We start from the raw sequence: 25,722 nt of genomic DNA on the forward strand, positions 1-25,722 counted from the left end.
GGAAAACCGAGAGAGTTCATAAACTGTGTCATTACTCACAGGAGCGCCGTCAACTCGAACACAGTGAGAGATCTCCTCAATCTTGGTTTGTGCCAGCATTCGGAGATCTCTCACTGCGTTCGAGATGACATGGCATGACACAGTTTGATGAAGACTTACGGAAAACCTTAGTAACTTCGATTGTCCAGCAGCTTTATAATCAGCTCGGTTTTATTTCTTACTCTGTATTTGGATTTCAATGATTCAATCTTGTCTTCTATGGTTCTTGGTGAAAGGTTCATGGCAAAGGCGATTTCCTTTGTAGTTTTTCCGTTAATCAGCAATTGAGCGCATTCGATTTCTTTCAAACTCAAAGGCATGTTATCAGCACCGGAGAGGGAGTCTAGAAAAAATGCTCTATGGCAGTCAGGAATCCTGTCAACTTCTGTATTGTTTTTTTCAAAAGAAAAACGCTGGTTATAGGCACTACACAAATCTTCATCCTCACGAACTTTTACCTCAAAATACTGAGTAAAACGCTCAAGCAGATCCAGATTATTGATATAGGTTTGATGAATACCGATATTGCTCAGATGAGTGCCAAAATGATAATAGTCGGAATACTCAGTAGATTGTTTGACCAGGGTAAAGACATGTCTGAAATTATAATGAGCTGAATCCTGCAGCATGGCGTCAGTTAGGCCGCGGCAATCAAGCATATCCCAGACGATATACTGCCCAAAATCAATGGATTCAGACTTGATCTGCACGCAGGGATCTCCTTTGTAATACTCTTTTTTTGCATAGTTCTGTACAAAATCAGGATGATTACAGAGTAAAGAAAAATCATTTTCATTGTAACTTCTGATGTGTGAAAAAGTGCTGATATTGAGGTGCTGCAATGGCTTGCATAATGTCTGTATTTTTTCAGAATGCGAAACAAGAGGGTGTTTTTTGAGCTGTTTTATCATGCTATTCATGGTTTTACTCTCTTTAATCATACCGGCTTCATCTCGCTTTTAAGTTCCATAGCCGTTGATAATTCAAATCCAAAGGTCCGATAAAAATCCTTAGCGCTGGCATTGCCTTGCCAAACAAATAAACCGACAGAGACAAAATCGCGTCCTTTAATTTTATTAATCAGATGGTTCATAATTAGACTGCCAATTTTCTGTCTTTGATACTGGGGATGAACGCATATGTCATAAAACATACACATTTGTCCGTCTTCCAAAATTCGTCCAAAAGCGATCAACTCGTTCTGCTCTTTGATATAAGCGATATGGCTGGAAGCACTAAGTACAACCTGCCATTTGTCAGGTGATGAAAAGAAATTCTTGCCCCAGCCTACCAGTTCAGTCAGATGATTAATTTCATTCAGGCTGATAGCATGCTTTGATTCACTGATAATATATTTCATGGTGTCTCTGCTTATTAAGATAACGCAATTATACAAGTCAATTGATCAAAAAATAACCGTAGTTTTTCGGTGTTCGCTAATTCACCATTAATTTTTTGAAAAATATGCTAACATGCTTCCGATTTTTTTAAAGAAATCAGAACGAATTGATAAAAATGTCATATGGAGAAATGCATGTTAGATTTAAAAAAAACTGCTTTAGCGGTTTTAGTGTCAGTAAGCAGTGCAGGGTTTGCGGGGACAATGGGGCCTGTCTGCCAACCAGGTAATGTGACCGTGCCCTGCCCATCCAGCGCCTGGGATTTTGGGGTTCAGGCCTTGTATTTAAAACCAAGTTATAGCGCCAATGCTGTTTATGTCGGCTATTCACTAAATGGCGATCGTCAAATTCGGAATGAATTTGAACCGGAATGGGATTGGGGTTTTAAACTTGAAGGCTCTTACCATTTTAACACCGGTAATGATATCAATGTGAACTGGTATCATTATAATCAAAGCACTCGCCGTTCTTTCACCGTGTATAGTTCAACGTTTGAAGCCAATATCCCTTACTCTACATGGATTGAGCCGAAATGGGATGCAGTGAACTTTGAATTTGGCCAACATGTTGATTTTGGAGAATATAAAGATATTCGTTTTCATGCTGGTTTTCAGTACTTGCGTCTTGAGCATGACATACGGAATTCTAATGGCGTGACCGGAGCAGTCCATCCATTCAATTTAGAGTTTAAAGGATTTGGACCTCGGATCGGTATGGACATGGCCTACAACTTCAATGATGCGTTTGCCATTTACGCCAATGGAGCAGCTGCTTTATTAGTTGGTGATAGTGACGCCAACGGACAGTCAGCAGCAACAAGGCTGTATATTTCATCCAGTAAATGGACTACAGTTCCTGAACTGGAAGCCAAAACAGGTATTAAATACAATCATTTATGCGGAAGTGGTGTATTGACTGCCGATGCAGGTTATATGTGGGTTAATTATTTTAATGCCCAGCATTCTGTTGATCTTGCCGAGGAAACCAATGTCGCGTTTAATGGACCTTATATTGGCCTGAAATGGCTTGGCAGCATCTAAAGCAAAACCCGGTTGAAACCGGGTTTTCTGAAACTGCTTGACTCAGCAGGCCGGTTCTACGAAGCGGCCTGCTAATTTAATTACTTACTGTTCACCAGGTTTTTCATCTTATCGCCGAGAGCATTCGCGGTATTTCGGCACACTTGCGATAATTCATGAGTATAATCTCCGAAACTTGCACGGCCGCTTTCAACATCGTAAAGAGCACCCACAATGCCAATTTCATTTTGATCCAGCATAATTCTTAGGATTTCGCTATCCTGATAAATTTGCTGCAGGGTGTTCGCAATATTAAGCGATGTGACATGGCCTACAAATTGCTCATTCTGACTCGTACGATTTTCTGTCGTTTCAGTTTCAGCATTTACCGCTGGTTTAATTTTTGCGAGCAATTCGGTAATATGTCCTTTTTCGACATTATCACAGGCAGCCCCAATCGCTCCGCAGCGTGTGTGGCCAAGAACAACAATCAGTTTGGCGCCTACTACGTGACAAGCGTACTCAATACTTGCCAGCACGTCATCATTAACCACATTCCCTGCGACACGAACGCAGAAGAGATCTCCAAAACTCATATCAAAGATTGTTTCAACCGGAACACGTGAGTCAATACAGCCGAGAACAACGGCCATTGGATGCTGCGTTTTGGCTGTTTGTTTGATGTCAATTTTAGGATTACGGTGAATACGCGTGTCTTTAAGAAAGCGCTGGTTTCCTTCACGCAGCAGGTTCAAGACTTCGACTGGTTCAAGTGTGGCCAGCACGTCATAGGTAGTTACATTGATGAAATCGATGTAATTGTGAATATCATAATGCTCCTTGAACCCCATAAGATTGAGCGATATCTGTTTCAGAGGCGCTTGCTCATCCTTAAACTCTTTAATCTGCTCAATAATTTCTTTATCGATATAATTGGTATAGCGAGCATCGATAATCAACTGAGAGTTGCGTGGAATAGAATTGAGCTCACTTATCAGCGAGGCCTTATTCAGGAAAGAAATCTGCTGAGGAAGTACCAGACGGTTGACTACGCCGTTAGGATAGTTTTCTTTCACGATGTCCAGTCTGGCCTGGCTGTTAGTTTTAAGAATATAGAATAAGCTTATTGCAAGACCAATGCTTATTCCTGCCAGTAAGTTAAATGCGACGATACTGATTACTGTCGCGATGAAAGGAATAAAGCGATCCATTCCCTGCTCATAGATCGATTTATAAATAGCGGGTTTAGTGAGTTTATAGCCAGTATAAATCAATATAACTGCTAAAGAGGATAGAGGAATCTTGTTTAACCATCCTGGAATAAGCATCACAGCCAGCAACAGGAACACACCATGGAGAATTGCCGACATTTTGGTTTTTGAACCGGCCTGCACATTAACCGAGGTGCGAACGATAACGGAAGTAATTGGAATTGCTCCGACCAGGCCTGCGGTAAAATTACCAACACCCTGGGCAATTAACTCCTGATCTTTTGAGCAATAGCGATGCTTGGTATCAAGCTTTTCACCTGCCTTGACATTAAGAAGACTTTCCAGAGAGGCAACAGTTGCAATAATAAAAGCATAAAGGTAAACCTTTGGATTCTTCCAAGCAGACCAATCAGGAAATTGCAATTGATTGAAGAAATCTGCAAAGCCATCATGTTTGGGTATGTTTACCAGATGAGGATTATTTTGAGCAAGGGTAGAGCCAAGCGTAATGAACAGTTCATTGAGTAAAATACCGGCCAGAACGACAACAATCGGAGCTGGAATTCCCTTAAGCCATTGGGTTTTAGTTTTTTCAAAATAGAACATTATAGCCAGAGAAATCACAGAGATGATGATGGCGCCGGTATTAATATGATAACTTAAGTCTGACAGGGGGCTAAATGAAAGGCTTTCTGTTGTTTCCAGTAAATGGGCCTGTAATTCCTTTGACTCAGTAGATAAAGTAAATGTAAAAGGGATTTGCTTGACAATGAGCAAGATACCAATTGCACAAAGCAGGCCTTGAACCACATTGGACGGCACATAATCTGCAACAAATCCAGCTTTAAAAGTGCCTACTAACACTTGTAACATGCCGGCAAGAACCAGTGCTAACAGGAAAATATTATAATCACCCAGCTGTGTGATGGCTGCCAGCACCACCGCGGCCATACCAGCCGCCGGACCGCTCACGCTCACCTGAGAGCCGCTCAGGCTGCCAACTACAACTCCCCCGATTATTCCGCTTAACAGTCCCGCAAAAAGAGGGGCCCCTGATGCAAGGGCAATTCCAAGGCAAAGTGGAATTGCTACCAGGAACACTACGATGGCGGCAACCACATCAAATTTAAAACTTCGAGATCGATAAACCCGTAGTTTTCTCATGTTGTTGATAATGTTTTCAGTCATAATGCTACAGAGATTTAGTGATTTTCCCCAATGTTAGCGCAGTTTGCACATTTTGTTAACCCTTTTCTTTACAAAAAAGAAATATTTCTTAACTTGACATAAATTTAGACGTTTGAGAGTTTAGGCTCTGCTTTACACATTTGGTTTCCGCTATGCAGTTGTTGCCTTTAAGCCATTTCCAGGACTTGCTGATTCAGTCTGGCACTCATATTAAATTATCTCAACTTTATCTTACGAAAAATCATGTCAGGCATATTGCATATTTTCTCGGAAAAAACCGCAATATTAATTCACTTATCATTGAACATTGTCATATTGAGGGGGATTTGTTTGAGGAGCTGGCTGAGTTCTTCACCAGAAAAAATACGGAGCTACATCTGACAGGTGACATCGTTAATGCTAATAGCCTCCGATGCCTTGAAAAAAGATCTCCCCAGCTCAAGACGCTGGTTTTACAGGGTCAACCCGCAATTGAATACGAGACAGCCTTAGCCATAATTCGAGTCATTAAAAACGCTCGGAATCTGAAAAAAGTAATTCTGGGCTCTCTGAGTGAACGAAGTATTATTGTTTTGACTGCTTTTTTCAAAAGTTCAAATACCATTACGGATCTGGAATTCAGGCATACAAATTTTCACATGCAGTCTGGAGAAAAACTTGCAGAGATGTTGTCTGAACGCTCAGGAATTCAAAATCTCTCTTTGTATAACTGCCGAATGGATAAGATGTGTCTCTCCATGTTGACCAGGGTGGTAACTCAAAATAATAACTTAATCGATATTGAAATTAATGGAGCGTCGCTGGCCTCTGAGAATTTGCATCAACTTCTGATTAATGAGGATGAGGATACTTTAGAATGCTACAGAACAATGGCTGTACACCTCAAACGTGACCAGCGTATCAGACAGCTCTGGCCTGAAGTTGAGAATGCCATGGGAAACAGAGATATTTTGAAAATGGCCACACTGTTCTCTCAACTGAAAGCCAGTGATTTATCGTCTGATACCAGATTTGAGATTATTGAGGGCTTTTGGAATTTGCAATGCAGCATCTCGGAGCCGGATGTAAAAATTGCTTACTATCGTCTTATGTTATGGTTATTACGTGAGGAGCAGAATTGCCCGTTTTACCAGCAAATAATTCGCAGCTGTGCCGGACAGTTGCAAACACATGAGAATAAGCAAATAGTCAATTTAGATTCGACGATGCTTGGATTGTATAATGATTCTCTCGCGAGTGGAGTGGTATTCAATATTGAGGCTTTTATGGCTGGCTTATATCAGTTGCCAATATTGGAGTTATTAGAAAAGGATCAGGCGCTTCTCAATAATTTTGCCATGCGGGCAAAGCTCTGGTCAGTTTCTGATTGTATCTTTGGTTTTTTCTATTCAGTATGGGACTCAGCGAATCAGTTTTTAGAGCAGAAGATTGAGGAGGGGGGACCTGCATTAAGTTAGTTTCGATTGTATATCACACTGTCATCCCCGCGAGGCATTGTTGTGTAACAGAACCAAGCAGCAAACCTGTTGTCTTTGCGAACAAAGTGAAGCAATCCAGCTCGAGGCTTGAACAAAGCAAGGAGCTGGATTGCTTCGCTGACGCTCGCAAAGACGATTTTTTATGTACCCATTTTCATTTACGCAACAACTCCCCGCAAAGGCGGGATCCATCTTCGCAGGAATGACAAAACCATTACTAAATACTCTCCAACTCAGCAATCGCTTCCTCATCAATTACCGTTTCCCCTGTTGAATGAGCTGTTAGCAGTTCCGATTCAAGATTCTTGAATTGCCATAAATCCTGATCCATCAATTGACTGGGTTTAACGCTTTGCAGGGCATGCAAAATGTTACTGGGAATTTTCGGGTTTTCTTCAGCAAGCTGATCAATCAATCTGCCTATTTTTTTTCTTGCCAGATTTTCCTGAGAACCGCAAAGCGTGCAGGGGATAATCGGGAAAGCCTGCTCATTGGCAAAAGTGATGATATCTTTTTCCTGAACATAGGCTAAGGGTCTTATGACAATATGTTTCTTATTATCACTTAAAAGCTTTGGCGGCATGGAACGTATGTCGCCATTGTACAATATGGACATCATTAAGGTGCGAATCAAATCATCGCGGTGATGGCCCAGAGCGATTTTAGTAAAGCCATTCTCTTCGGCATAACGATAAATAATACCCCGTCTCAGTCTTGAACAAAGAGAACAGTAAGTTTTGCCTTCTGGTATTTTCTCTTTGACGATGCTGTAAGTATCACGGGTTAAAATTTCATAGGGGATCTCTTTTTCTTGAAGCCAGGCATGTAGCGCCCGATCATCCCAGCCCGGCTGGGCCTGGTCAAGTGTAAAGGCGAAAAGATCAAATTTATGATTTGAACGGCGTTTTAAACTGTGCAGTAAAGTTAATAAGGTGAAAGAATCTTTGCCACCTGATAAACATACCATGACTCGATCGCCACGCTGAATCATGTTGAAGTCTGCAATTGCCTTACCAGTGTAATGTAAGAGTTTTTTTTCGATAAATGTGGGTGTCGATGACATAATAATATACAACCTAAAGTCAAGTTTTGTTGAAGGCTAAGCGCATCATAGCCTGTCGAACTAGTAATTAAATAAAGCTTAATGCTTCCAAACTAAGGATGGCGTCGAACTGGCCCCGGGTTAGGGGGAAATGTGCTTATTCGTGTTGTGGCCAGCCAGGCATTAACTTCCTCAATGTCGTTGGCGTTCAAAGTACCAGCAAGATACTTTAAATTCAGTAAGGCGTTGATCAAATCATACTGATCACTGGCAAGCTGCCGCTGCGCTTCAAACAGACGTTGCTGTGCATTCACCACGTCAACCATTGTACGGGTTCCCACCTGAAACTGTGCTTCAGTACTTTCCAGAGAGTTCTGGGTTGAAATCACCGTTTGTCGGTCGGCCTTAACTTTACTGATTCCGTCAACAATCGTATTAAATGCAATACGGCTATTAACTTCTACATCGCGATACGTTCTTTCTAGCTGCTCACTGGCTGTTTGGAAGTCAAATTGCGCCTGGCGGGTTTGAGACTGAACCAGACCACCTTGAAAAGCAGGGAAATTCAAGGCCAGCGCAAGATTTGAATTGCTTTGCCGTGCTGGAATGAAAAAAGAACCATTGCCTGCTGCATTATGTGTTTGACTGCTGTTACCCTGGATAGTAAGCGTAGGCCAATTACCTGCAGCCTGAGCTTTAATATTCTCACGTGATGAGAGCAGATTATATTTGGCAGCAAATAAATTATAGTTCTGATTCAGACCCAGATTGATCCATTCATTCACATTATCCGGTTCAGGTTTAATCAGTGGAATGCGGCTGTCGCGCAGTGGAGCAAGAAATTCATAAACATGGTTGGTCAGTTTGCGTAAATTCTCATTCTGGTTAATTTGATTATTTCGCGCACTGATTACTTCTGCCACGGACTGATCATAAGCAGCTTTAGCCTCATATACCGAAGTGATAGCATCCAGACCTACCTTAAATCGCTGCTCAGCCTGATCAAGCTGTCTCTTGTTGGCCCGCTTTTTAGCTTCCGCAAAATTAAGCGTATCTTTGGCCAACAGCACATCAAAATAAGCTTTAGCGGTACGCAGAATTAAATCCTGAGCTGCATTATTAAAAGTTGCTTGCGCTGCTTTAACGGATGCTTTCGCCTGCTGAACTTTGGCCCAGGCCTGATAATTGAATACCGCCTGAGATGCAGTGACCTGCCATTGATTACTGTTATAAGTTTGCTCAATGTTCGCGCTCTGGCTCCTTACATCTTCCACGTTCCTGGCAAGCTGAGCAGTCGTTGTCAACTGAGGGTAAAGAGCTGCGCGCGCCTGGGGAAGCGCTTCATTACTGGACATGTAAGTGCTGTAGGCTTCTTTGAAAATGGGATCATTTTCCAATGCCTGATGGTAAATATCCATCAAATCAGCAGAATAGGATATTGTGCATAAACCCACACTCAAAAGACAGCTTAGAAGCGTTTTTTTCATTGAGCAAGTCCTAGAAAACAAATTCTTTGGGTTTTAATCTGTCTACCAATGGAGGAATATTAGTATCAAACAGGAAGGTTTCATGCCATTGATTATTGTGATCAAGAGTATGTAACTGACATTGCATTACCGGATCTCTTCCTACAATAGTAATTAACTTTCCACCTGGCAGGAGCTGAAGACGCAGGGTCTCAGTTATTTTTTCGATAGCGCCTGTAAATACAATCACTTCATAGGGCGCTTTATCCAACCAGCCGCGGCTCGCATCGCCAGTGATTAACTCGACATTTTTCACATGATGTGTTTGCAGGTTTTTTTTAGCCATATTGGTAAAGTCTGCATAATAATCAATTGAAATTACTTTTTTACAAAGCTGGCTCAGCAAGGCGCTGAAGAAACCAGTGCCTGTTCCGACTTCAAGAACGGTCTCATTTCCGCTCAGCTTTAAAGTCTGTAAAATTTTGCCCTCTTCGAGCGGCGTGAGCATGCGCTGACCATGAGGCAATGGGATTTGCATATCGGAGTAGGCAAATTCCTGCATATTTTTAGGTACAAATTCATGACGAGGAAATTTGTCATACAGAGCCAGGATGTTTTCATTTAAGACATCACCTGTTCTTAATTGCTGTTTGACCATATTTATTCGAGCGTTTTGACTAATCATTGAATCTTACCATCTACTTAAGTGACTTAGGCCTTGCTGAGATTTGGCGTGATACAATGCCGCGCCTGAAATTTCAGAAGCTCCTAGGTTAAAACGTTACTGGCATTTTAGCAAGATTTACCAGCGGGCGCGATTATTATCCGCATAATAATTCATTCTTTTTTGCAGAATCCCCGAGTGCTGCATCGATTTTCTTCACTTCTAGTGAACAAAGAGAGAATTTGTTATGATTGCATCAGTTTTTTAAATCTGGGAGAACAGCGTGCTTGAGCGATTTTTGGATCATTTGCATTCCGAAATAAATAACCTGAAAAAAGAAGGTTTATATAAGTCCGAGCGAATCATTAGCAGTCAACAGCAAGCAGCGATCGAAGTGAATGGCAAAGAGGTCATTAATCTTTGCGCAAATAACTATCTGGGTCTGGCAAACAGTCCCGAGCTGATTGCAGAGGGGCAAAAAGCCCTGCAAACCTATGGATACGGAATGGCCTCTGTTCGTTTCATTTGCGGAACGCAAACGCCTCATAAGATGCTGGAAGCTAAAATCAGTGAGTTTCTCGGAATGGAAGATACCATTCTTTACTCATCCTGTTTTGATGCGAATACAGGCTTATTTGAAACGATGCTCGGAGAAGACGACGCAATTATCAGCGATGCCTTAAATCATGCCAGCATTATCGACGGCGTGCGTTTATGCAAGGCGAGTCGTTATCGCTATGCCAACAATGATATGAAGGATTTGGAGCAACAGCTGATTGCTGCCAAAAATGCCCGTTTCAGGTTAATTGCGACAGATGGCGTTTTCTCTATGGATGGTATTATTGCCAATCTTCCTGCTATTTGCGATCTTGCCGAAAAATATGATGCCATGGTCATGGTGGATGACTCTCATGCGGTGGGATTCATGGGGGAAACCGGACGAGGTACTCCTGAGTATTGCGGCGTAGCTGATCGCATTGACATCATTACCGGCACGCTGGGGAAAGCGCTTGGAGGTGCTTCAGGCGGCTATACTTCTGCCAATGCTGTAATCATAGACTGGTTAAGACAGCGTTCAAGACCTTATTTATTCTCAAATACTCTTGCTCCGGTAATCGCTCATTCTTCTATTGCGGTTCTTGAGCAATTAGAGCGAAGTAATGAATTGGCGAATAAGGTAAAACAAAATGGCCAATATTTTCGAAAGGCAATGACGGCGCTTGGTTTTGATCTGGTTCCTGGCGAACATCCAATCATTCCCGTAATGCTTGGGGATGCCGCGCTCGCTGGAAAAATGGCGGATTTATTATTGGCTGAAGGAATCTATGTCATTGGTTTCTCTTTTCCGGTTGTACCAAAAGGCAAGGCCCGAATCAGAACGCAAATGTCAGCAGCTCATGAGACTCATCATTTGGATCGAGCCGTAGAAGCCTTTGCCAAGGTTGGAAAGCAGCTTGGAGTCATTCAATAAAGAGAAGACATCTCTCCCCAAGTTGGAGAAGAGTAGGGGCACTGCCATTAAGTTACGGGAATTATGTCATTCCCGCGCAGGCGGGAATCCATTCCTCAATTGGCATTATAGCGAGTTCAGAGATGGATCCCCGCCTTCGCGGGGAGGACAGCTTAATATACAATTGAGCTTAAACTTAATAGCAGTCTCTAACTCTCCCCTGAGGGGAGAGAGGACTTTTAAAAATAAAGACAAATCGATGGGAGAACTATGAAATCACTGGTAAAAGCCAAGCGTGAACCTGGCATATGGATGCAGGATGTTCCTGTTCCAGAATACGGTGTAAATGACGTTTTAATTAAAATCCATAAAACTGCGATTTGCGGAACTGATATCCATATTTATTCCTGGGACGATTGGGCGCAGGCGACTATTCCTGTTCCAATGACAATAGGTCACGAGTTTTATGGCGAAATTGTCGAGGTAGGGCGGGAAGTTCAAGGTTTAAAACCAGGACAAAGAGTATCCGGGGAAGGACATATTACCTGCGGGATGTGCCGTAATTGTCGTGCTGGTAAGCGTCACCTCTGTCGTAATACTCTGGGCGTTGGTGTAAATCGTCCGGGTTGTTTTGCTGAGTATCTGTCAATGCCTGCCAGCAATGTGCTGGTTTTACCGGATGATATAAGCGCTGATCAGGCTTCTATTCTTGATCCTTTCGGGAATGCGACGCATTGTGCTCTTGCCTTTGATGTCGTTGGGGAGGACGTGCTGATTACCGGTGCCGGTCCTATCGGAATTATGGCTGTGGCTATTGTACGCCATATTGGTGCAAGGCATGTGGTGATTACTGACGTCAATGATCACCGTCTTGAGCTGGCTCGTCAAATGGGTGCTACCGCTGCGGTGAACGTGAAATACCGTGCCATTAAAGATGTAATGGAAGAGTTGGGGATGCAGGAAGGTTTTGATGTGGGCCTTGAAATGTCAGGAAACCCTATGGCTTTGAATGACATGATGAAAGCAATGAATCATGGCGGTCATGTGGCCATGCTGGGGATTCCGCCTCAGGAAACAGCCATTGACTGGAATCAGGTGATTTTCAAAGGTCTTGTGATCAAGGGGATCTATGGACGTGAAATGTTTGAAACCTGGTATAAGATGATTGCCATGTTGCAAAGCGGCCTGAATATTTCTCCGGTAATAACCCATCATTTCCCAGTAGATGCTTATCAGGATGCTTTCCAGATAATGGCTTCCGGGCAATCAGGCAAGGTTATTCTGGATTGGTCATAAGTTGAATTGATAATAACGAGAGCACAATGTCGCAATATATTTTTACAATGAATCGGGTCAGTAAGATTGTAGATAATCAACGAGCCATTCTCAAAGATATTTCCCTTAGCTTTTATCCCGGCGCCAAAATTGGTGTTTTGGGCTTAAATGGTTCGGGAAAGTCAACCTTACTAAAAATCATGGCTGGTGAGGATCAGAATTTTGATGGAGAAGCAAGGCCGCAACCAGGGATCCGTATCGGCTATCTGGCTCAGGAGCCCGAACTCGATCCTGAAAAAACCGTCAAGGCGGTTGTTGAGGAAGGGGTTGCCTCTATTAAAGATAAACTGACTCAGTTTGATGAGATCAGTATGCGTTTCGCCGAGCCAATGAGTGATGACGAGATGAATAGTCTTCTCGAGAAGCAAGGTGTGCTGCAAGACGAAATTGAAGCCTGCGGCGGTTGGGATCTGGATAGAAAGCTTGAAATTGCAGCTGATGCCCTGCGTTTGCCTGATTGGGATGCCAAAATCCAGAATCTTTCCGGAGGTGAGCGTCGACGTGTAGCGCTCTGCAGATTATTGCTTTCAAGTCCCGATATGTTATTACTGGATGAGCCTACCAACCATCTGGATGCTGAAAGTGTCGCCTGGCTTGAGCGCTATCTGGAAGAATTCCCGGGAACAGTAGTCGCTGTTACCCATGATCGTTATTTTCTCGACAATGCGGCTGAATGGATCCTCGAGCTCGATAGAGGAGAGGGTATCCCTTATAAAGGAAATTACAGCGCCTGGCTTGAGCAGAAAGAAGCTCGACTGGCTATGGAAGAAAAACAGCAGGCTGGCCATGAGCGTGCATTGAAAGCCGAGCTGGAATGGGTCAGAACGTCACCTAAGGGAAGACATGCCAAAAGTAAGGCAAGACTTGCCCGTTATGAAGAAATGCGCTCCAGAGAATTTCAAAAACGTAATGAAACCAACGAACTTTATATTCCGCCCGGCGGTCGCTTGGGTGATCTGGTGATTGAAGCCAATAACATTTCAAAAGCTTACAGCGATCGTTTATTGATTGATAACTTGAGTTTCCAACTACCAAAAGGCGGTATTCTCGGTATTATTGGTCCTAATGGCGCAGGTAAATCCACATTTCTTAAAATGGTTACAGGACAAGAGCAGCCGGACAGCGGTGAGATACGTATTGGCGAGACGGTTAATCTTGCGCATGTGGATCAGTTCCGTGATCATTTAGATGACAGCAAGACTGTATGGGAAGAAATTTCAGACGGTTTGGATATCATGCAGGTCGGATCTTTCCAAATGCCTTCCCGTGCCTATGTGGGGCGCTTTAATTTCAAAGGTACTGATCAGCAAAAGCGCTTATCGCAGCTTTCTGGTGGAGAACGAAATCGGGTTCATCTGGCCAAACTATTGAAAAGCGGCGGCAACGTCCTGCTTCTTGACGAACCCAGTAATGACCTGGATGTTGAAACCCTGCGCTCGCTGGAGGAAGCTATCCTTAACTTCCCGGGTTGTGCCATTGTTATTTCCCATGATCGCTGGTTCTTGGACCGCATTTGTACGCATTTAATGGCTTTTGAGGGGGATTCTCAGGTAGTCTTTGTAGAAGGAAATTACAGTGATTACGAGGCTGACAGAAAGCGGCGTCTCGGTGATGAGGCCAATCGTCCTTCGAGAATCAAATACCGTCGTTTGAAACATTGATAATTGAATCCTGTGTGGAGATTTCTAAATATGAATAAGTTGTTTTGGCTGGGGCTAGCCTGCTCCGTGGGGTTGACCGGCTGCGTTGAATTTGATGAGTCAACCTATATTACGGATGATGCCGGAAAAGTTCACCATACGATTCACTATACTAAAGACAAACGAGGACGCGATCATTTTCCCGTTAAAGCGACGGCAACAGGCAGAAAGCAATTTATTTTCGACCCGAAAGCCTATGCATGGGCCGCTTATGATGAAGAGGGCAATCGGGTTATGACTGGGGCGGCTTCTGGAGGTAAAGACTTCTGTGAAGATGTCGGCCAGCCTTGCCGTACAGTCACCGGTACATTCCGCGTTTATAATAAGCGAGGCATTAATTGTCTTTCTGGTGAGTATCCAGTGGAAACAACCGGCGGGGCAAAAATGCCTTACTGTATGTACTTCTATCGCGGGTTTACAATTCATGCAGGATATGAAGTGCCTTATGGCAACTCAAGTCATGGCTGCGTACGAGTGTTCCCAAGTGCAGCCAAGTGGCTGAACGAGCAATTCATGACCATAGGTACAGGCGTGACCATTCTTCCTTATTCTGATGATGAAACAACGAATGGATAATCCAGAGCCCGGTTGTTCTGCAACCGGGCTTAGCTCGATCAACGTATGATTGAGTTATCCAATACTTTTCGCGCTTGCTCATCTCTGTGCTTCTGAACAGCTTTTCGATATTCCGGATATTTATTACCCAGAATTGACGCCGCCAGGATGGCCGCATTGACTGCACCGGCTTTACCGACTGCTAAAGTTCCTACTGGGATACCCGCTGGCATTTGTACAATAGAAAGCAGGGCGTCAAGACCGTCGGTGAAGGTGGAAGAGGGCATAGGCACACCTAAAACCGGCAATAGCGTTTTGGAAGCGACTACCCCGGGTAAATGGGCAGCTCCTCCGGCCGCAGCAATAAATACCTCAACACCGCTTTCCTCTGCTTCTTTAAGATAACTGAACAAGGCATCAGGGGTGCGATGCGCGGAGAGCGCCCGGACTTCATGCGGTATAAGCAAGCCTTCAAGTGTTTTGCTTGCTTCTTCCATAATTGTCCAATCCGATTTGGAGCCCATGAGAACAGCAACTAGTGGAGTTGACATATCGATCCTTTTTTTAATTGTTAAAACACAATTTTAGCAGAGAGCTTATTGAACTGTGTCATTCCCGCGAAGGCGGGAATCCATTTCTACCTTGGCACTGTGCCAAATTATAGATGGATCCCCGCCTTCGCGGGGAGGGCATGTTCTATAAACACTCTGCTTGCATATTTAATGTATGCGCATTTATAGCTCGTATCAATGCCTTTGCTTCCAATGTCTGCAGCCTGGTTTTCAATAATTCAGGCGTATCATAGGGAAGCACGGGACATTTGAGCTGACAAATAATCGGTCCCTCATCCACTTCTTCGCTGACATAGTGGACAGTGCAGCCAGAAACACGCTTGCCTGCGGCAAGAACTGCCTTGTGTACCTCCAGATCCATTAAACCCGAAAAATCGGGTAACAGGGAGGGATGTACGTTTATAATTTGATTAGGCCATGCTCTTACAAATTTAGCCGATAAAATTCGCATGTAACCGGTTAAAACGATTAAATCAATGGAATGGGATTGCAGTAAATCAGATATTTGCTCATCATAAGTTTCACGGCTCATCCCCGCCGGGCTTAAAAAATAGTTCGGTATCCCATTATCCTTTGCTTTTTGAAGAATCAGGGCATCATTTTTATTGCTCAATACCAATTTGATTTTTGCCTTCATACGGCCATCTTTACTGGCAGCGATAAGAGGCAGCAAATTGCTGCCTCTTGTTGAACCGAGGACTGCCAGGTTTATCATTGAGCTTTCAACCTTTGCATGTGACTGATACGCTGTTCAATCAAGGCTGCAGTTCCTATATCTTTGCGGTGATAAAGGGAGCCGCCGACTCGGGAAATTTCAGCTTCAGCAAGAACTTCTGCCTCATAGATGGTATTTGCAATGCCTACATAAGCGGCTGTTCGGGAGCCTGTAGCGACGGTTCGATCATTGATCTGATTCACTGCGCCAAGATAGAGATTATTGGGATTAGTGACGGAATGAATATCAATTTCAAAATTATTTAAAGGCTTATCCGGATAGCCTTCAGGTACCGCGTATTTGCAAACAGTCGCTTTATTAGCAAAATGAATATCGGTCAGATCCAGTCTTCCTGTAACCATAGCGGCGCAAAGGGTTACAAAATCGCTTTCAAGTATCGATAAAACGTTTAAGGCCTCAGGATCTCCCATGCGCGCATTGAATTCAATCACATAGACCCCTTCTGCTGTCGCAATAAAGCTCCCGTACAAAAAGCCAATATATTTATCCTGGCATTCTGATGTTAATGCATGATATACCGCATTATTAATGGCCAGAGCGGTTTGAACTTCGTTTTTGGATAGAAAGGGCAGACTGTGATTGGCGTCGGAATAGCTTCCCATTCCCCCGGTATTGGGGCCTTCGTCACCTGCAAAGGCTCGCTTATGATCCTGAACCAGCGGCATCGGAAACAAGCGGACACCGTCTGCAAAGCACATAAATGAGAATTCCTGGCCTTCCAGTTTCTCCTCAATAATAATGGATTGGTTTTTTGCGAGAATTTCGTCACAGAAGGACAGCGCTTCCTCTTTGGAGTGAAGATGCTCTCCAAAGAGCTTGACCCCTTTACCACCCATGAGCCCATTGGCTTTGATGACATAATTATTGTTTAAAGAATCAAGAAAGGACTCTATACCTGACATTGAATTAAATGTTCTGTAAACGGGCAAACCTGGAATATGATATTTTTGCATCAGGTTTCTTGCGAACTCTTTGCTGGTTTCAATACGGGCCAGACTTTGTTTAGGGCCAATAGTCGCAATGCCAATCTGCCAGAGCGCATCGGCAAGTCCCATTTCCAAAGGGGCCTCTGGTCCAATGATACATAGATCAATGGCCCATTCATGTGCCTGATGAGTAACCTGACCGCAATCAGTTATATCGCCTGCCAGATAGTCCTGAGTCAATTGCCTGATACCCGCATTGACTGAAGAACCAATGCAATATATTAAAGGTTGTTGGGGTGAGCGATGCAAGGCTCTAACAATAGCGTGCTCACGGGCACCTGAACCGATAATCAGTATTTTCACAGCAATTTTTTCCTATTTTTTGATATTTATAACAATGTTCTTTATCAATCTCATTCCCGCGCAGGCGGGAATCCATTTTTTCATTAGGCACAGTGCCTGCTCAGGCATGGATCCCCGCCTGCGCGGGGATGACAATAAAGCAGTCTCTTTAATTTCCCCTGCTCACTTCTTCGCCTTATCCTTAGCCCGTTGTAACTCAAGCGCTTTTATTTTTTCCGGTGTAATTGATTTGCAAAAGTATTCACCATCCATACAGGACATACAGGGTTTTTTGATGTTGTGATCGCCGCGTCGGGTGACTGCCTCTATTAAATCTTCAGATGATTGATACAGTAAAATATCCACACCGATTTCATTGGCTATTTCTTCTTCAGATTTGTTGGACGCTATCAGCTCCTGAGAGCTGGGAATATCAATACCATAAAAACAGGGATATTTAATCGGAGGGCAAGTGGACACCAGATAAATTTTCTTTGCCCCCATTTCTTTTATCATTTTTACAATTTCACGAGAGGTAGCGCCGCGAACAATACTATCGTCAACAATGAGGACCGATTTATTTTGTATTTCGGTTCGTAAAGGAGTTAGTTTGTAGCGAATATTACGCTTGCGTGCTTTCACATTAGGCATTATGAATGTGCGGCCAATAAAAGGATTTTTATAAAGTGCCTCGGTATAACGAACGCCCATCTCCCGGGCGAAAGACAATGCGGCTGTATTCGCAGTAAAGGGAACGGGCACGACTACATCAGGAATAATATCAGGGTATTGGGCCTTCCATTGCTTACATAAATTTTGGCCCATCCGTAAGCGGGCGCGGTAAACATTGATATGATTTATTGTAGCGTCGGGTCGGGAGAAATAGACATATTCAAAGACGCAGGGCCTGAATTCTGTTTCTCTTTTATTGATAACACGGCGAAACATCTGCCCCGATTGACTGACGTAAACAACCTCTCCAGGCAATACATCGCCTTCCTCTTTAAAACCCAGCGCATAAAACGGCGTGGTTTCAGAAGCGAAGATGTAATCGGTTTTACCGAACAGGCCCTCACGAGAGCCCCAGACAAGGGGTCTAATGCCATGAGGGTCGCGGAAACAAACCAGCCCTTTTCCAATGACCACGCTAACAATGGAATAAGCGCCTTTCACATAATAGGAGATGAATTCCACCGCTCTGCAAAGCACTTCAAAAAAGCGCTCATCATCTTCGTCAAAATAAGAATTTGCCAACTGATCAGCCAGTGTGAGCAGAAGTACTTCCGAATCCAGTGATGAATTAAGATGGCGTTTTTGTTTAAACCGAATTTGCTCGGCTAATTCCTGGTAATTAGTGAGATTGCCATTGTGTGCCATAGCGATGCCGCGCGGGCTGCCAATCCAGAGAGGCTGAATGTCGGTATTGGTATAACCACCCGCTGTGGGATAGCGGGTATGCCCAATGCCAATGTTTCCAAGGAGACTGCTGACGTTTTTCTGATTAAAAATCTCTCGAACCAGGCCTAAGCCCTGGCGTGAATAGAAACGCTCGTCACAGGTTAAAATTCCCGCCGCATCCTGACCGCGATGCTGCAGGTGAATCAGGCTGTCAAATAACTCGTTGGCTACGGGTTCCTGGCTGATAATTCCGACAATCCCACACATAATCGACTACCTTATATAATCAGCGATATTATGCAATATGCGTTTTTCTGCTGTTTCATGATGTTTTTGGAACTCAAATGGGCGGCCAGTGATCATTTCATACAATTGGATGTATCGTAGAGACAGCTGCTCGACTAATTCCTGGGGCGCTTTTGGCAAATCATTATCTTTATAAGGATCACAGTTTTTGGCAAACCACAGACGCAAAAATTCCTTATCAATGTTTTCCGGCTCAAGACCCTCAGCAACACGTTGCTCATAGGTATTGGCCAACCAGTAACGACTTGAGTCCGGGGTATGAATTTCATCCACTACAATGACCTTGCCTGAAGAATCCAGACCAAATTCATATTTGGTATCAACCAGTATTAATCCATGCTGGCGCGCAATTTCAACGCCTCTGGCATATAATTTCTTCGCTAAAACGCTGGCCTGTTGCCAATGTTCTTCTTTCATCCAGCCTTCGGAAATAATCTCTTGTGGAGAGATTGGCCTATCATGAACTTTTTCCTTGGTGGTCGGAGTCAGAACTGCTTCTTCCAATATCTGGTTCTTTTTCAGGCCTTCTGGAAAGGATATACCGCAATAATTTCGGACTCCTTTGTTGTATTGAGTCCAGAGAGAGGTATCGGTGGTGCCAGTAATATAGCCTCGCATTACAAATTCAATAGGAAATACCTGGCATTTTTTTGCAATGACTGCATTGGGATCTGGAATGGCGACGAGATGGTTGGGAACGATGTCTTTGGTTTGCTCAAACCACCAGGCACTGGTTAGGTTGAGTACTTGTCCTTTGCAGGGGATAAGAGCGAGAGGTCTGTCGAAGGCGGTCAGTCGATCAGTGGTAATCAGCAAAAGATATTCACCCAAATCGTAAGAATCCCTGACTTTACCTGTGTATTTCTCACCTACTGGCAGGTTAGTCTGATCCAGAAGATAAGCTTGTTCAGCGCGTATCTCTTCCAGATAACGGGAAGTCATAGTTGAAGTATTCGTGAGCATACCGGTTCCCTAATATGTTAGTTGATAAAATATCTTTAACAAACTGACTGACAGGCAGTGTATCGCTGTGAAACTGCCAGACTACTCCATGCCTTATCTTAAGTCCTGTATCTGTATCATGTTGAGCATCGAGCGTCTGTTTGGCTTGCTGACCTATCAAATCCTCTTTAGTTCGTACCAGACAGGAGAAACTGTTATTTTGTTCAGTATAGGACGCAGGTTTATAAATTTGTTCTTTCCGTTCGCAAAATAAAACACCGCTTGATTGGACGCGCTCGAGCTGACTGGCCGATTCGCTAATAATTTCCCAATGATCAAAGCGTCTGACTTTAACGGGAAACCCCATTTTTTCGAGGGTTTTTTGAACAGTAAGAGCTTCATTATCTGTGATATTCAGCTGGATTAGATATTCTTTAGAGCCTCTTTGAGGCTGATAAGCTTGAATGGAAATTTCAGGAACAGGCCGCGTGCTATAGTTTGTGTTAGGTTTACTGCCTTCGCTGATATATTCACGCATTGAATGAAAAATTGCATCGCCATTTTCTGTTCTCTCGGGATGAGGCATCATTGCCATCACATTACCTGCTTCATTTGAAATGGCGGCAATATTGTGTAGTGAGCCATTGGGATTAATGGGGAAATGATCGATGATTTGGCCCTGTTCGTCGCAGTAGCGAAAAAGGCATAAGCCATTTTCCTGCAGATACTGTAATATGGATTCAGGCATGATAAACCGGCCTTCAGCATGTGCAACTGGTAAATGAATGATGGTTTTTGAATCGAGAAAACGGGTAAAGGCATTGTGTTGATAATTATCAGCCAAACGCATATTGACCCAGCTGTTGTAGAACCCTGTGCCAAGAATCTTACCTTCCTGTATACGTTTATTCTCAGTAAGCGCGATTTCCCCATAGCCAGGGATCATGCCTGATTCGACGAGAATTTGTGCGCCATTACAAATTCCTAAAACGGGTTTTCCTTTTAAACTTTGCTTTTTTATGTCATTCAAAACAGGATCAAGTGCTGCGATAATTCCTGCCCGCGAACGATCTTCATAGGAAAAGCCGCCTATTAATACATAACCATCCAGGGTTTCCAGCTTATGCAACGGCTCATTCCACAAAAATTCTACGGGCTCCATTTTGGCCCGTTTGATTGCCAGAGCAGTTTCCCGTTCACAGTTTGAACCAGGGAATTGAATCAGGCCGATGCGGATCATAGTAGAGTGACCTCTCTGTTACCGTTAGTTATACGTCCGATTTCATACAGGGGGAAATCAGGAAATGCCTTTAAGGTTTTGGTAATCGCTGTTTGTGCTTCAGGCGCAAAAACCAAAACCATCCCCGCACCCATGTTGAACGTGCGATAGAGTTCTCGATCATCTAAACGGCTAATGCGTCGCAACAGATTGAACAGGGGGAGTTGGGGTATCTTATTTTTATTTATTTGTGCAGCACAGCCAGCCGGCAACACCCGTGGAATATTCTCAAGCAAGCCGCCACCCGTAATATGTGCCATTCCTTTTATGGGCATATTATTATCAAGCAGATGCAGAATCGGTTTGGTATAGTTGATATGCGGAGTCAGCAGCTCTTCACCAAGGCTTTGATCAAAATCCTGTAAATGAGAGTTCACATCATAAGCGGCGACATCAAAAAATAATTTCCTGGCCAGAGTGTAGCCATTCGTATGAAGCCCGCTTGAGGCAAAACAGGCGACAATATCGCCTTCACAGATAGTTTGTCCTAAAATCGCTTTGTCTTTTTCTACAACGCCAGTAATAATACCCACAAGATCAAGCTCGCCTGGACAATAGGTTCCCGGCATTTCTGCCATCTCGCCACCGACCAGTGAAATATCATTATCACGGCATGCATTCACCATGCCTTTGATAATATCCTCAATAATTAAAGGATTTAATTTGTCGTTGGCAATGTAATCCAGCAAGGTCAGCGGTTTGGCGCCTAAAACAATAATGTCGTTGGCAGTAGCACTCACCAAATCCATACCAATAGTGTCAAATTTTTGCATCATTCTGGCGACCATCATTTTGGTTCCTACGCCATCGATGCTTTGTACCAGCACAGGATGCCTATAATGTTCCAGCAGAGATTTTAAATCATACATGGAGGCGAAATTGCCGATACCGGTTAAAACCTGTTTGGAAAAAGTACTTTCAACTGCATTTTTGATACGCTTAACGGCCTGATTGCCTGCCTCTACATCCACACCTGCTGTTTTATAATCGATGCTTGTCATGATAAAAGCCTTTTGCGTAAACCATTAGTCCAGGCCGAACGAGCGTCTTCGACAGCCAGATTAATCAGAGAGTTAATTTTTATGCAGGACGCCTGGGTAGTTTTACCAATAACCTGAGGATTAACTTGATATTCAGCAAATAAATTAAGAATAGCCTCAAGATCATCAGGGGATACTTCCAGGATAAAACCACCGGCTTCTGCAAATAGCAACTTATCGGCGGCAAGCGGATCTGTTAAATGCACCTCAGCACCGATGCCAAGTCTAAAGCTCATCTGCGCCAATGCAGTCGCAATGCCGCCTCGGGAAATTACCGATGCCGAGAGGATCAGGCTCTGCTGAATAGCCTGATAGACTGCAATAAACTCCTGACCAATTTTTTCCAGATCAGGTTTGGGTAAACTATTACCCAGTTTAAGCTGCGTTTGAAAGTAAACACTGCCCCCGCATTCGTCACGCCGTGCACCCACCAGAATCAGGATCGAACCGGCTTGTTGGAAGGAATGTGTTAAGGCCTTGCCAGCATCGGGCATGGCGCCGGCGCAACTGATAATGGGGCTGGGTGGGATAGAGCTTTTGGTTGATTCGTTATAAAGCGAGACATTCCCCGATATAATCGGCAGGCTAAACTGAGGATAATCAATAACTGGAATTGCTTTTGAAGCATCAACAATACCTTGTATAGCTTCAATAAGCTCTGCCATTTGCTCTGGTTTTTCCGGATTGCCAAAGCATAGGCAATCGGTCAGAGCAACAGGCCATGCACCAGTTGCAACAATGTTGCGCGCGGCTTCCACAACAGCATTGACCGCACCCCAGTAGGCATCAATTTTACAATAGGCAGGGTTTTGAGCAACTGAAAGGGCAACGCCTGTTTTACGAATTTCAACCGGGTATTTATCTTCGTTAAAGGGGGTCAAAACACCTGCGGCAGCTTCACCGCGCTCCAGCCAGGTGCGACCCTGAACCTGTTTGTCGTAAGTTTCATAAACAGGCTCCCGACATGCGATATTTTCATGCGTTAATAGCTCAATCAGCGCGGTATTGAAGTCAGATGGCGGGGTGGTTTCAGAACTATCGAATTCGCGTTGTTTCTTTTCATAGGGTCTTGAGTACAGGATCCCTTGGGTGATATCTCCGGCCTTTGCCTGAACTATCGTTTGATTGTTATAGTTAACGATATATTGATCGTCTGAACGCAGTCTCCCTATGATGGTCGCCTGAGCGCCGTCGCAAATATCGGGCAGAGCAAAACGGATATTGTAATGTTGCAGGAATCGGTCAGCGAGAGACTCGGGAACCACCCACATAAAGCGTTCCTGTGTTTCAGAGCACAAGATAACTGCCGGCAGTAAATCAGCTATACTCGTGGGGACTTTTTCAAGATCAATTTCAGCACCGAAACCAGCGGCATCAGCCAGCTCAACACTGGCACAGGCAATTCCACCTGCTCCAAGATCTTTAAATCCGACATGAGCAATCAGATTATCGTTTCTCAACTGTTCAAACATAGCATAATTGGCTTTCAGAATATGGCGCTGCAAAAAGGCATTAGGCTCTTGTACTGCACCCTTATTCTCATTTTCCTGTTCGCTGTCTAAGGTCGATGAGGCAAATGCTGCGCCGCCAAAACCACTATTATCTGTCGGCTTTCCAACCAGAATAAACACGTAGTCTTTTGCATCAGCAGGAGCGTGGGAATGAATGATCTGATCCTCGCGCACCACACCTAAAGTCACCAGGGTAACCAGGCAATTTTCATTATAACCTTCGTCATAAGCGACATCACCTGCGAGATTCGGGATCCCCAATGGATTGGCATAGCCTGCAATTCCCCGGACTACACCTTCCTGAATCCATTTGGTTTTCGCGCGGTCGATGGCCCCGAATCGCAGACTGTCTGCCACGGCAATCACTTCAGCCCCCATACAGCATACATCCCGTACATTACCTCCCACTCCGGTTGCAGCACCTTCATAGGGAACGAGTTGAGAGGGATGATTATGCGATTCATGACTCATCACAATGCCATAGCGTTTGCCTTGCTTATCGATGGCGACGGAAATAATACCGGCATCTTCTTTTGGACCGAGTATGACATGAGGGCCGTCTGTGACAAATTGTTTCAGGTGTATTCTGCTGCTTTTATAAGAGCAATGTTCCGAGCCCTGGATGGACCACAAGATACATTCTGCATAAGTAGGGGGGCGTTTTAAAAAGTCGTTTTGTATGGTAAGTGCTTCGTCGACAGTCAGGCGGATATTAAATTGATTCAGGAGCCGAGCGATATCATCCCTGGAGAGAAGGGAGAAGTCAAAAAAATCGGGCGTTTTCGTCACTGAGTCATCCTTCGGGCTCAAACGTATTGTATAAGATAGCAGCTTTTAAATTTAAATCAATATTTTTTGCTATCTTTGCATAATTTGGTCAATTTGTTGAAAATTGGATTGATCGGCTCTTGATCCATTCAAGTATTTCCTTGGCTACCAAAGGATGGGAAATGTAGTAACCCTGGGCCTGATCGCAACCTATCTCGCATAAATAGCTGAGCGTATCCTTATCTTCGAGTCCTTCCGCGGTGGTTTGTAAGCCCAGACTTTTCCCTAAATCCACTATCGATTTGATCACAACTTTGGATTCCAGAGAGTGTTTTGCATTAATGACAAAGGATTTATCAATTTTGATTTCCGAGAAAGGCAGGCGAACCAGTTGCAACATGGAGGAAAAGCCTGTTCCGAAATCATCGATGGATAATTCAAAACCCTGCATTCTCAGACGTGTCAGAATTTCCAGAGACGCAACCGGATCTTCCATCGCTGCGGTTTCTGTCAGTTCCAGAATCAAACAATTAGGCTCGAGTCCAAGCTTTTTGATGTTTTTACTTAATTGCTCAAACAGTGCGGTGTTTTTCAGGGAGGAAGTCGAAATATTAACAGATAGCTTTAGGTTTTTAATTGTTTTTTCTGGAAGGTATTGTTTATATACAGGACCTGAGGTGATTTCGCTAAACCAGTGCAAAGCCTGATCCAATACTTCATAGGTAATGCCATCAATCAGGTGACAGGATTCAGCAAAGGGTATGAAGCGATCGGGCTGTACAATGCCAAATCGGGTGTTGACCCAGCGGCTTAATACTTCAAATCCTTTTAATTCCTGAGTTTTACAGTCGATCTTGGGCTGATAAACCACATAAATCTCTTTTTGCTCCAGCGCATTGGATAAATCACTTTTTAGTAGAAGTTCTGGATTTTTATCAATTAAACCGAAGTAGTGTGACGGTGGTTTTTTGACTGAGGTGTTTAGCTGAGTTAATAATTTTCTAAGATCAGTTAATGAAAAAGGTTTGGGAAGTACTGCCACTACATTGAGACCGTGCTCATAAGCTGTTCTCTGGGCAGCATCCAATACCCGACTGCCCACTCCGCTGGTTATAAGTATCTTGGATGTGCAGTGATGTCTTGCCAACTCAGTCATGACCTGAATACCGTCCATTTCAGGCATAATCAAATCGATAGCGAGAAATTCTGGTTCCCAGGTCTGAACCTGATCCAGAAATGTCGCTGGATTTGTTGTATATTCAGCTTCGATGTCTGTAAACCGTGCAATGTTTTGAATGGTTTTACAGATCATTACATCATCATCCAGAATTAATAAACGATTACTCATCCTGGTC

General features: G+C 43.8%; 21 protein-coding genes. 6 read left to right on the forward strand and 15 right to left on the reverse strand.

Translation table 11 applies throughout. The annotated features are described in order from the left end of the window. Positions 1 to 167: 167 nt before the first annotated feature. Together B1207_RS10645 and B1207_RS10650 are read right to left on the reverse strand one after the other, a co-directional pair. The gene (locus B1207_RS10645; RefSeq protein ID WP_112219951.1) at positions 168 to 980 is read right to left on the reverse strand and encodes a helix-turn-helix transcriptional regulator; all 813 of its coding nucleotides are present in this window, start codon (positions 978 to 980) and stop codon (positions 168 to 170) included. Further along, the gene (locus B1207_RS10650; protein WP_112219952.1) at positions 977 to 1,399 is read right to left on the reverse strand and encodes a GNAT family N-acetyltransferase; all 423 of its coding nucleotides are present in this window, start codon (positions 1,397 to 1,399) and stop codon (positions 977 to 979) included. The genes B1207_RS10645 and B1207_RS10650 overlap by 4 nt, the downstream gene beginning before the upstream one ends. Before the next feature lie 174 nt (positions 1,400 to 1,573). Between B1207_RS10650 and B1207_RS10655 the strand changes: the two genes are divergently transcribed. Then, the gene (locus tag B1207_RS10655; RefSeq protein ID WP_112219953.1) at positions 1,574 to 2,479 is read left to right on the forward strand and encodes an Lpg1974 family pore-forming outer membrane protein; all 906 of its coding nucleotides are present in this window, start codon (positions 1,574 to 1,576) and stop codon (positions 2,477 to 2,479) included. Positions 2,480 to 2,559: 80 nt separating this feature from the next. Here B1207_RS10655 and B1207_RS10660 read toward each other — a convergent pair whose 3' ends face one another. Further along, positions 2,560 to 4,857 carry a bifunctional SulP family inorganic anion transporter/carbonic anhydrase gene (locus tag B1207_RS10660; RefSeq protein WP_112219954.1) on the reverse strand — a complete coding sequence of 766 codons (2,298 nt, stop codon included), beginning with the start codon at positions 4,855 to 4,857 and terminating at the stop codon, positions 2,560 to 2,562. A gap of 152 nt (positions 4,858 to 5,009) precedes the next feature. Here B1207_RS10660 and B1207_RS10665 point away from each other — a divergent pair, with 152 nt between their 5' ends. Beyond that, a complete protein-coding gene (locus B1207_RS10665) occupies positions 5,010 to 6,314 on the forward strand; it encodes a hypothetical protein (protein ID WP_112219955.1) in 1,305 nt (434 codons plus the stop codon). Positions 6,315 to 6,552: 238 nt separating this feature from the next. On the opposite strand, the gene ttcA is transcribed toward B1207_RS10665, so the two are convergent. From ttcA to B1207_RS10680, 3 genes are all read right to left on the reverse strand, one after another. After that, the gene (gene ttcA, locus B1207_RS10670) at positions 6,553 to 7,398 is read right to left on the reverse strand and encodes a tRNA 2-thiocytidine(32) synthetase TtcA (protein ID WP_112219956.1); all 846 of its coding nucleotides are present in this window, start codon (positions 7,396 to 7,398) and stop codon (positions 6,553 to 6,555) included. 92 nt (positions 7,399 to 7,490) lie between these two features. Next, positions 7,491 to 8,864: a TolC family outer membrane protein gene (locus tag B1207_RS10675; protein WP_112219957.1), complete on the reverse strand. Its 1,374-nt coding sequence runs from the start codon at positions 8,862 to 8,864 to the stop codon at positions 7,491 to 7,493. Between the two features lie 10 nt (positions 8,865 to 8,874). Then, positions 8,875 to 9,528 (reverse strand): protein-L-isoaspartate O-methyltransferase family protein, encoded by a 654-nt coding sequence (locus tag B1207_RS10680; RefSeq protein ID WP_112219958.1) that lies wholly within the window; start codon positions 9,526 to 9,528, stop codon positions 8,875 to 8,877. Positions 9,529 to 9,790: 262 nt separating this feature from the next. Between B1207_RS10680 and B1207_RS10685 the strand changes: the two genes are divergently transcribed. The 4 genes from B1207_RS10685 to B1207_RS10705 all read left to right on the forward strand — a co-directional run bounded on the left by B1207_RS10685 (position 9,791) and on the right by B1207_RS10705 (position 14,568). Further along, positions 9,791 to 10,978, forward strand: coding sequence for a glycine C-acetyltransferase (locus B1207_RS10685; protein WP_112219959.1), 1,188 nt, complete (start codon positions 9,791 to 9,793; stop codon positions 10,976 to 10,978). Positions 10,979 to 11,227: 249 nt separating this feature from the next. Continuing rightward, a complete protein-coding gene (gene tdh / locus B1207_RS10695; protein ID WP_112219961.1) occupies positions 11,228 to 12,253 on the forward strand; it encodes an L-threonine 3-dehydrogenase in 1,026 nt (341 codons plus the stop codon). A 26-nt stretch (positions 12,254 to 12,279) separates the two neighbouring features. Continuing rightward, positions 12,280 to 13,953 carry an energy-dependent translational throttle protein EttA gene (ettA, locus tag B1207_RS10700; RefSeq protein ID WP_112219962.1) on the forward strand — a complete coding sequence of 558 codons (1,674 nt, stop codon included), beginning with the start codon at positions 12,280 to 12,282 and terminating at the stop codon, positions 13,951 to 13,953. Positions 13,954 to 13,983: 30 nt separating this feature from the next. Further along, positions 13,984 to 14,568 carry a L,D-transpeptidase gene (locus B1207_RS10705; RefSeq protein WP_112219963.1) on the forward strand — a complete coding sequence of 195 codons (585 nt, stop codon included), beginning with the start codon at positions 13,984 to 13,986 and terminating at the stop codon, positions 14,566 to 14,568. A gap of 38 nt (positions 14,569 to 14,606) precedes the next feature. Here B1207_RS10705 and purE read toward each other — a convergent pair whose 3' ends face one another. From purE to B1207_RS10750, 9 genes are all read right to left on the reverse strand, one after another. Beyond that, a complete protein-coding gene (purE, locus tag B1207_RS10710; RefSeq protein WP_112219964.1) occupies positions 14,607 to 15,098 on the reverse strand; it encodes a 5-(carboxyamino)imidazole ribonucleotide mutase in 492 nt (163 codons plus the stop codon). 145 nt (positions 15,099 to 15,243) lie between these two features. After that, a complete protein-coding gene (purN, locus tag B1207_RS10715) occupies positions 15,244 to 15,834 on the reverse strand; it encodes a phosphoribosylglycinamide formyltransferase (protein ID WP_112219965.1) in 591 nt (196 codons plus the stop codon). After that, positions 15,831 to 17,144, reverse strand: a complete 1,314-nt coding sequence (gene purD, locus B1207_RS10720; RefSeq protein ID WP_112219966.1) for a phosphoribosylamine--glycine ligase — start codon at positions 17,142 to 17,144, stop codon at positions 15,831 to 15,833. The genes purN and purD overlap by 4 nt, the downstream gene beginning before the upstream one ends. 162 nt (positions 17,145 to 17,306) lie before the next feature. Then, positions 17,307 to 18,788, reverse strand: a complete 1,482-nt coding sequence (gene purF / locus B1207_RS10725) for an amidophosphoribosyltransferase (protein WP_112219967.1) — start codon at positions 18,786 to 18,788, stop codon at positions 17,307 to 17,309. A gap of 6 nt (positions 18,789 to 18,794) precedes the next feature. Further along, positions 18,795 to 19,790 (reverse strand): phosphoribosylaminoimidazolesuccinocarboxamide synthase, encoded by a 996-nt coding sequence (locus B1207_RS10730; protein ID WP_112219968.1) that lies wholly within the window; start codon positions 19,788 to 19,790, stop codon positions 18,795 to 18,797. Next, the gene (gene purQ / locus B1207_RS10735) at positions 19,735 to 21,009 is read right to left on the reverse strand and encodes a phosphoribosylformylglycinamidine synthase I (protein ID WP_112219969.1); all 1,275 of its coding nucleotides are present in this window, start codon (positions 21,007 to 21,009) and stop codon (positions 19,735 to 19,737) included. The genes B1207_RS10730 and purQ overlap by 56 nt, the downstream gene beginning before the upstream one ends. Further along, on the reverse strand, positions 21,006 to 22,049 hold the full coding sequence (gene purM / locus B1207_RS10740; protein ID WP_112219970.1) for a phosphoribosylformylglycinamidine cyclo-ligase: 1,044 nt from the start codon (positions 22,047 to 22,049) through the stop codon (positions 21,006 to 21,008). Before purM ends, purQ begins: the two co-directional genes overlap by 4 nt. After that, a complete protein-coding gene (gene purL / locus B1207_RS10745; RefSeq protein ID WP_112219971.1) occupies positions 22,046 to 24,388 on the reverse strand; it encodes a phosphoribosylformylglycinamidine synthase subunit PurL in 2,343 nt (780 codons plus the stop codon). The genes purM and purL overlap by 4 nt, the downstream gene beginning before the upstream one ends. An 88-nt stretch (positions 24,389 to 24,476) precedes the next feature. Further along, positions 24,477 to 25,715: an EAL domain-containing response regulator gene (locus tag B1207_RS10750; RefSeq protein WP_172458280.1), complete on the reverse strand. Its 1,239-nt coding sequence runs from the start codon at positions 25,713 to 25,715 to the stop codon at positions 24,477 to 24,479. Positions 25,716 to 25,722 lie beyond the last annotated feature (7 nt).

Source organism: Legionella quinlivanii (genome assembly GCF_003265995.1).
Taxonomy (GTDB): Bacteria; Pseudomonadota; Gammaproteobacteria; order Legionellales; family Legionellaceae; genus Legionella_C; species Legionella_C quinlivanii_A.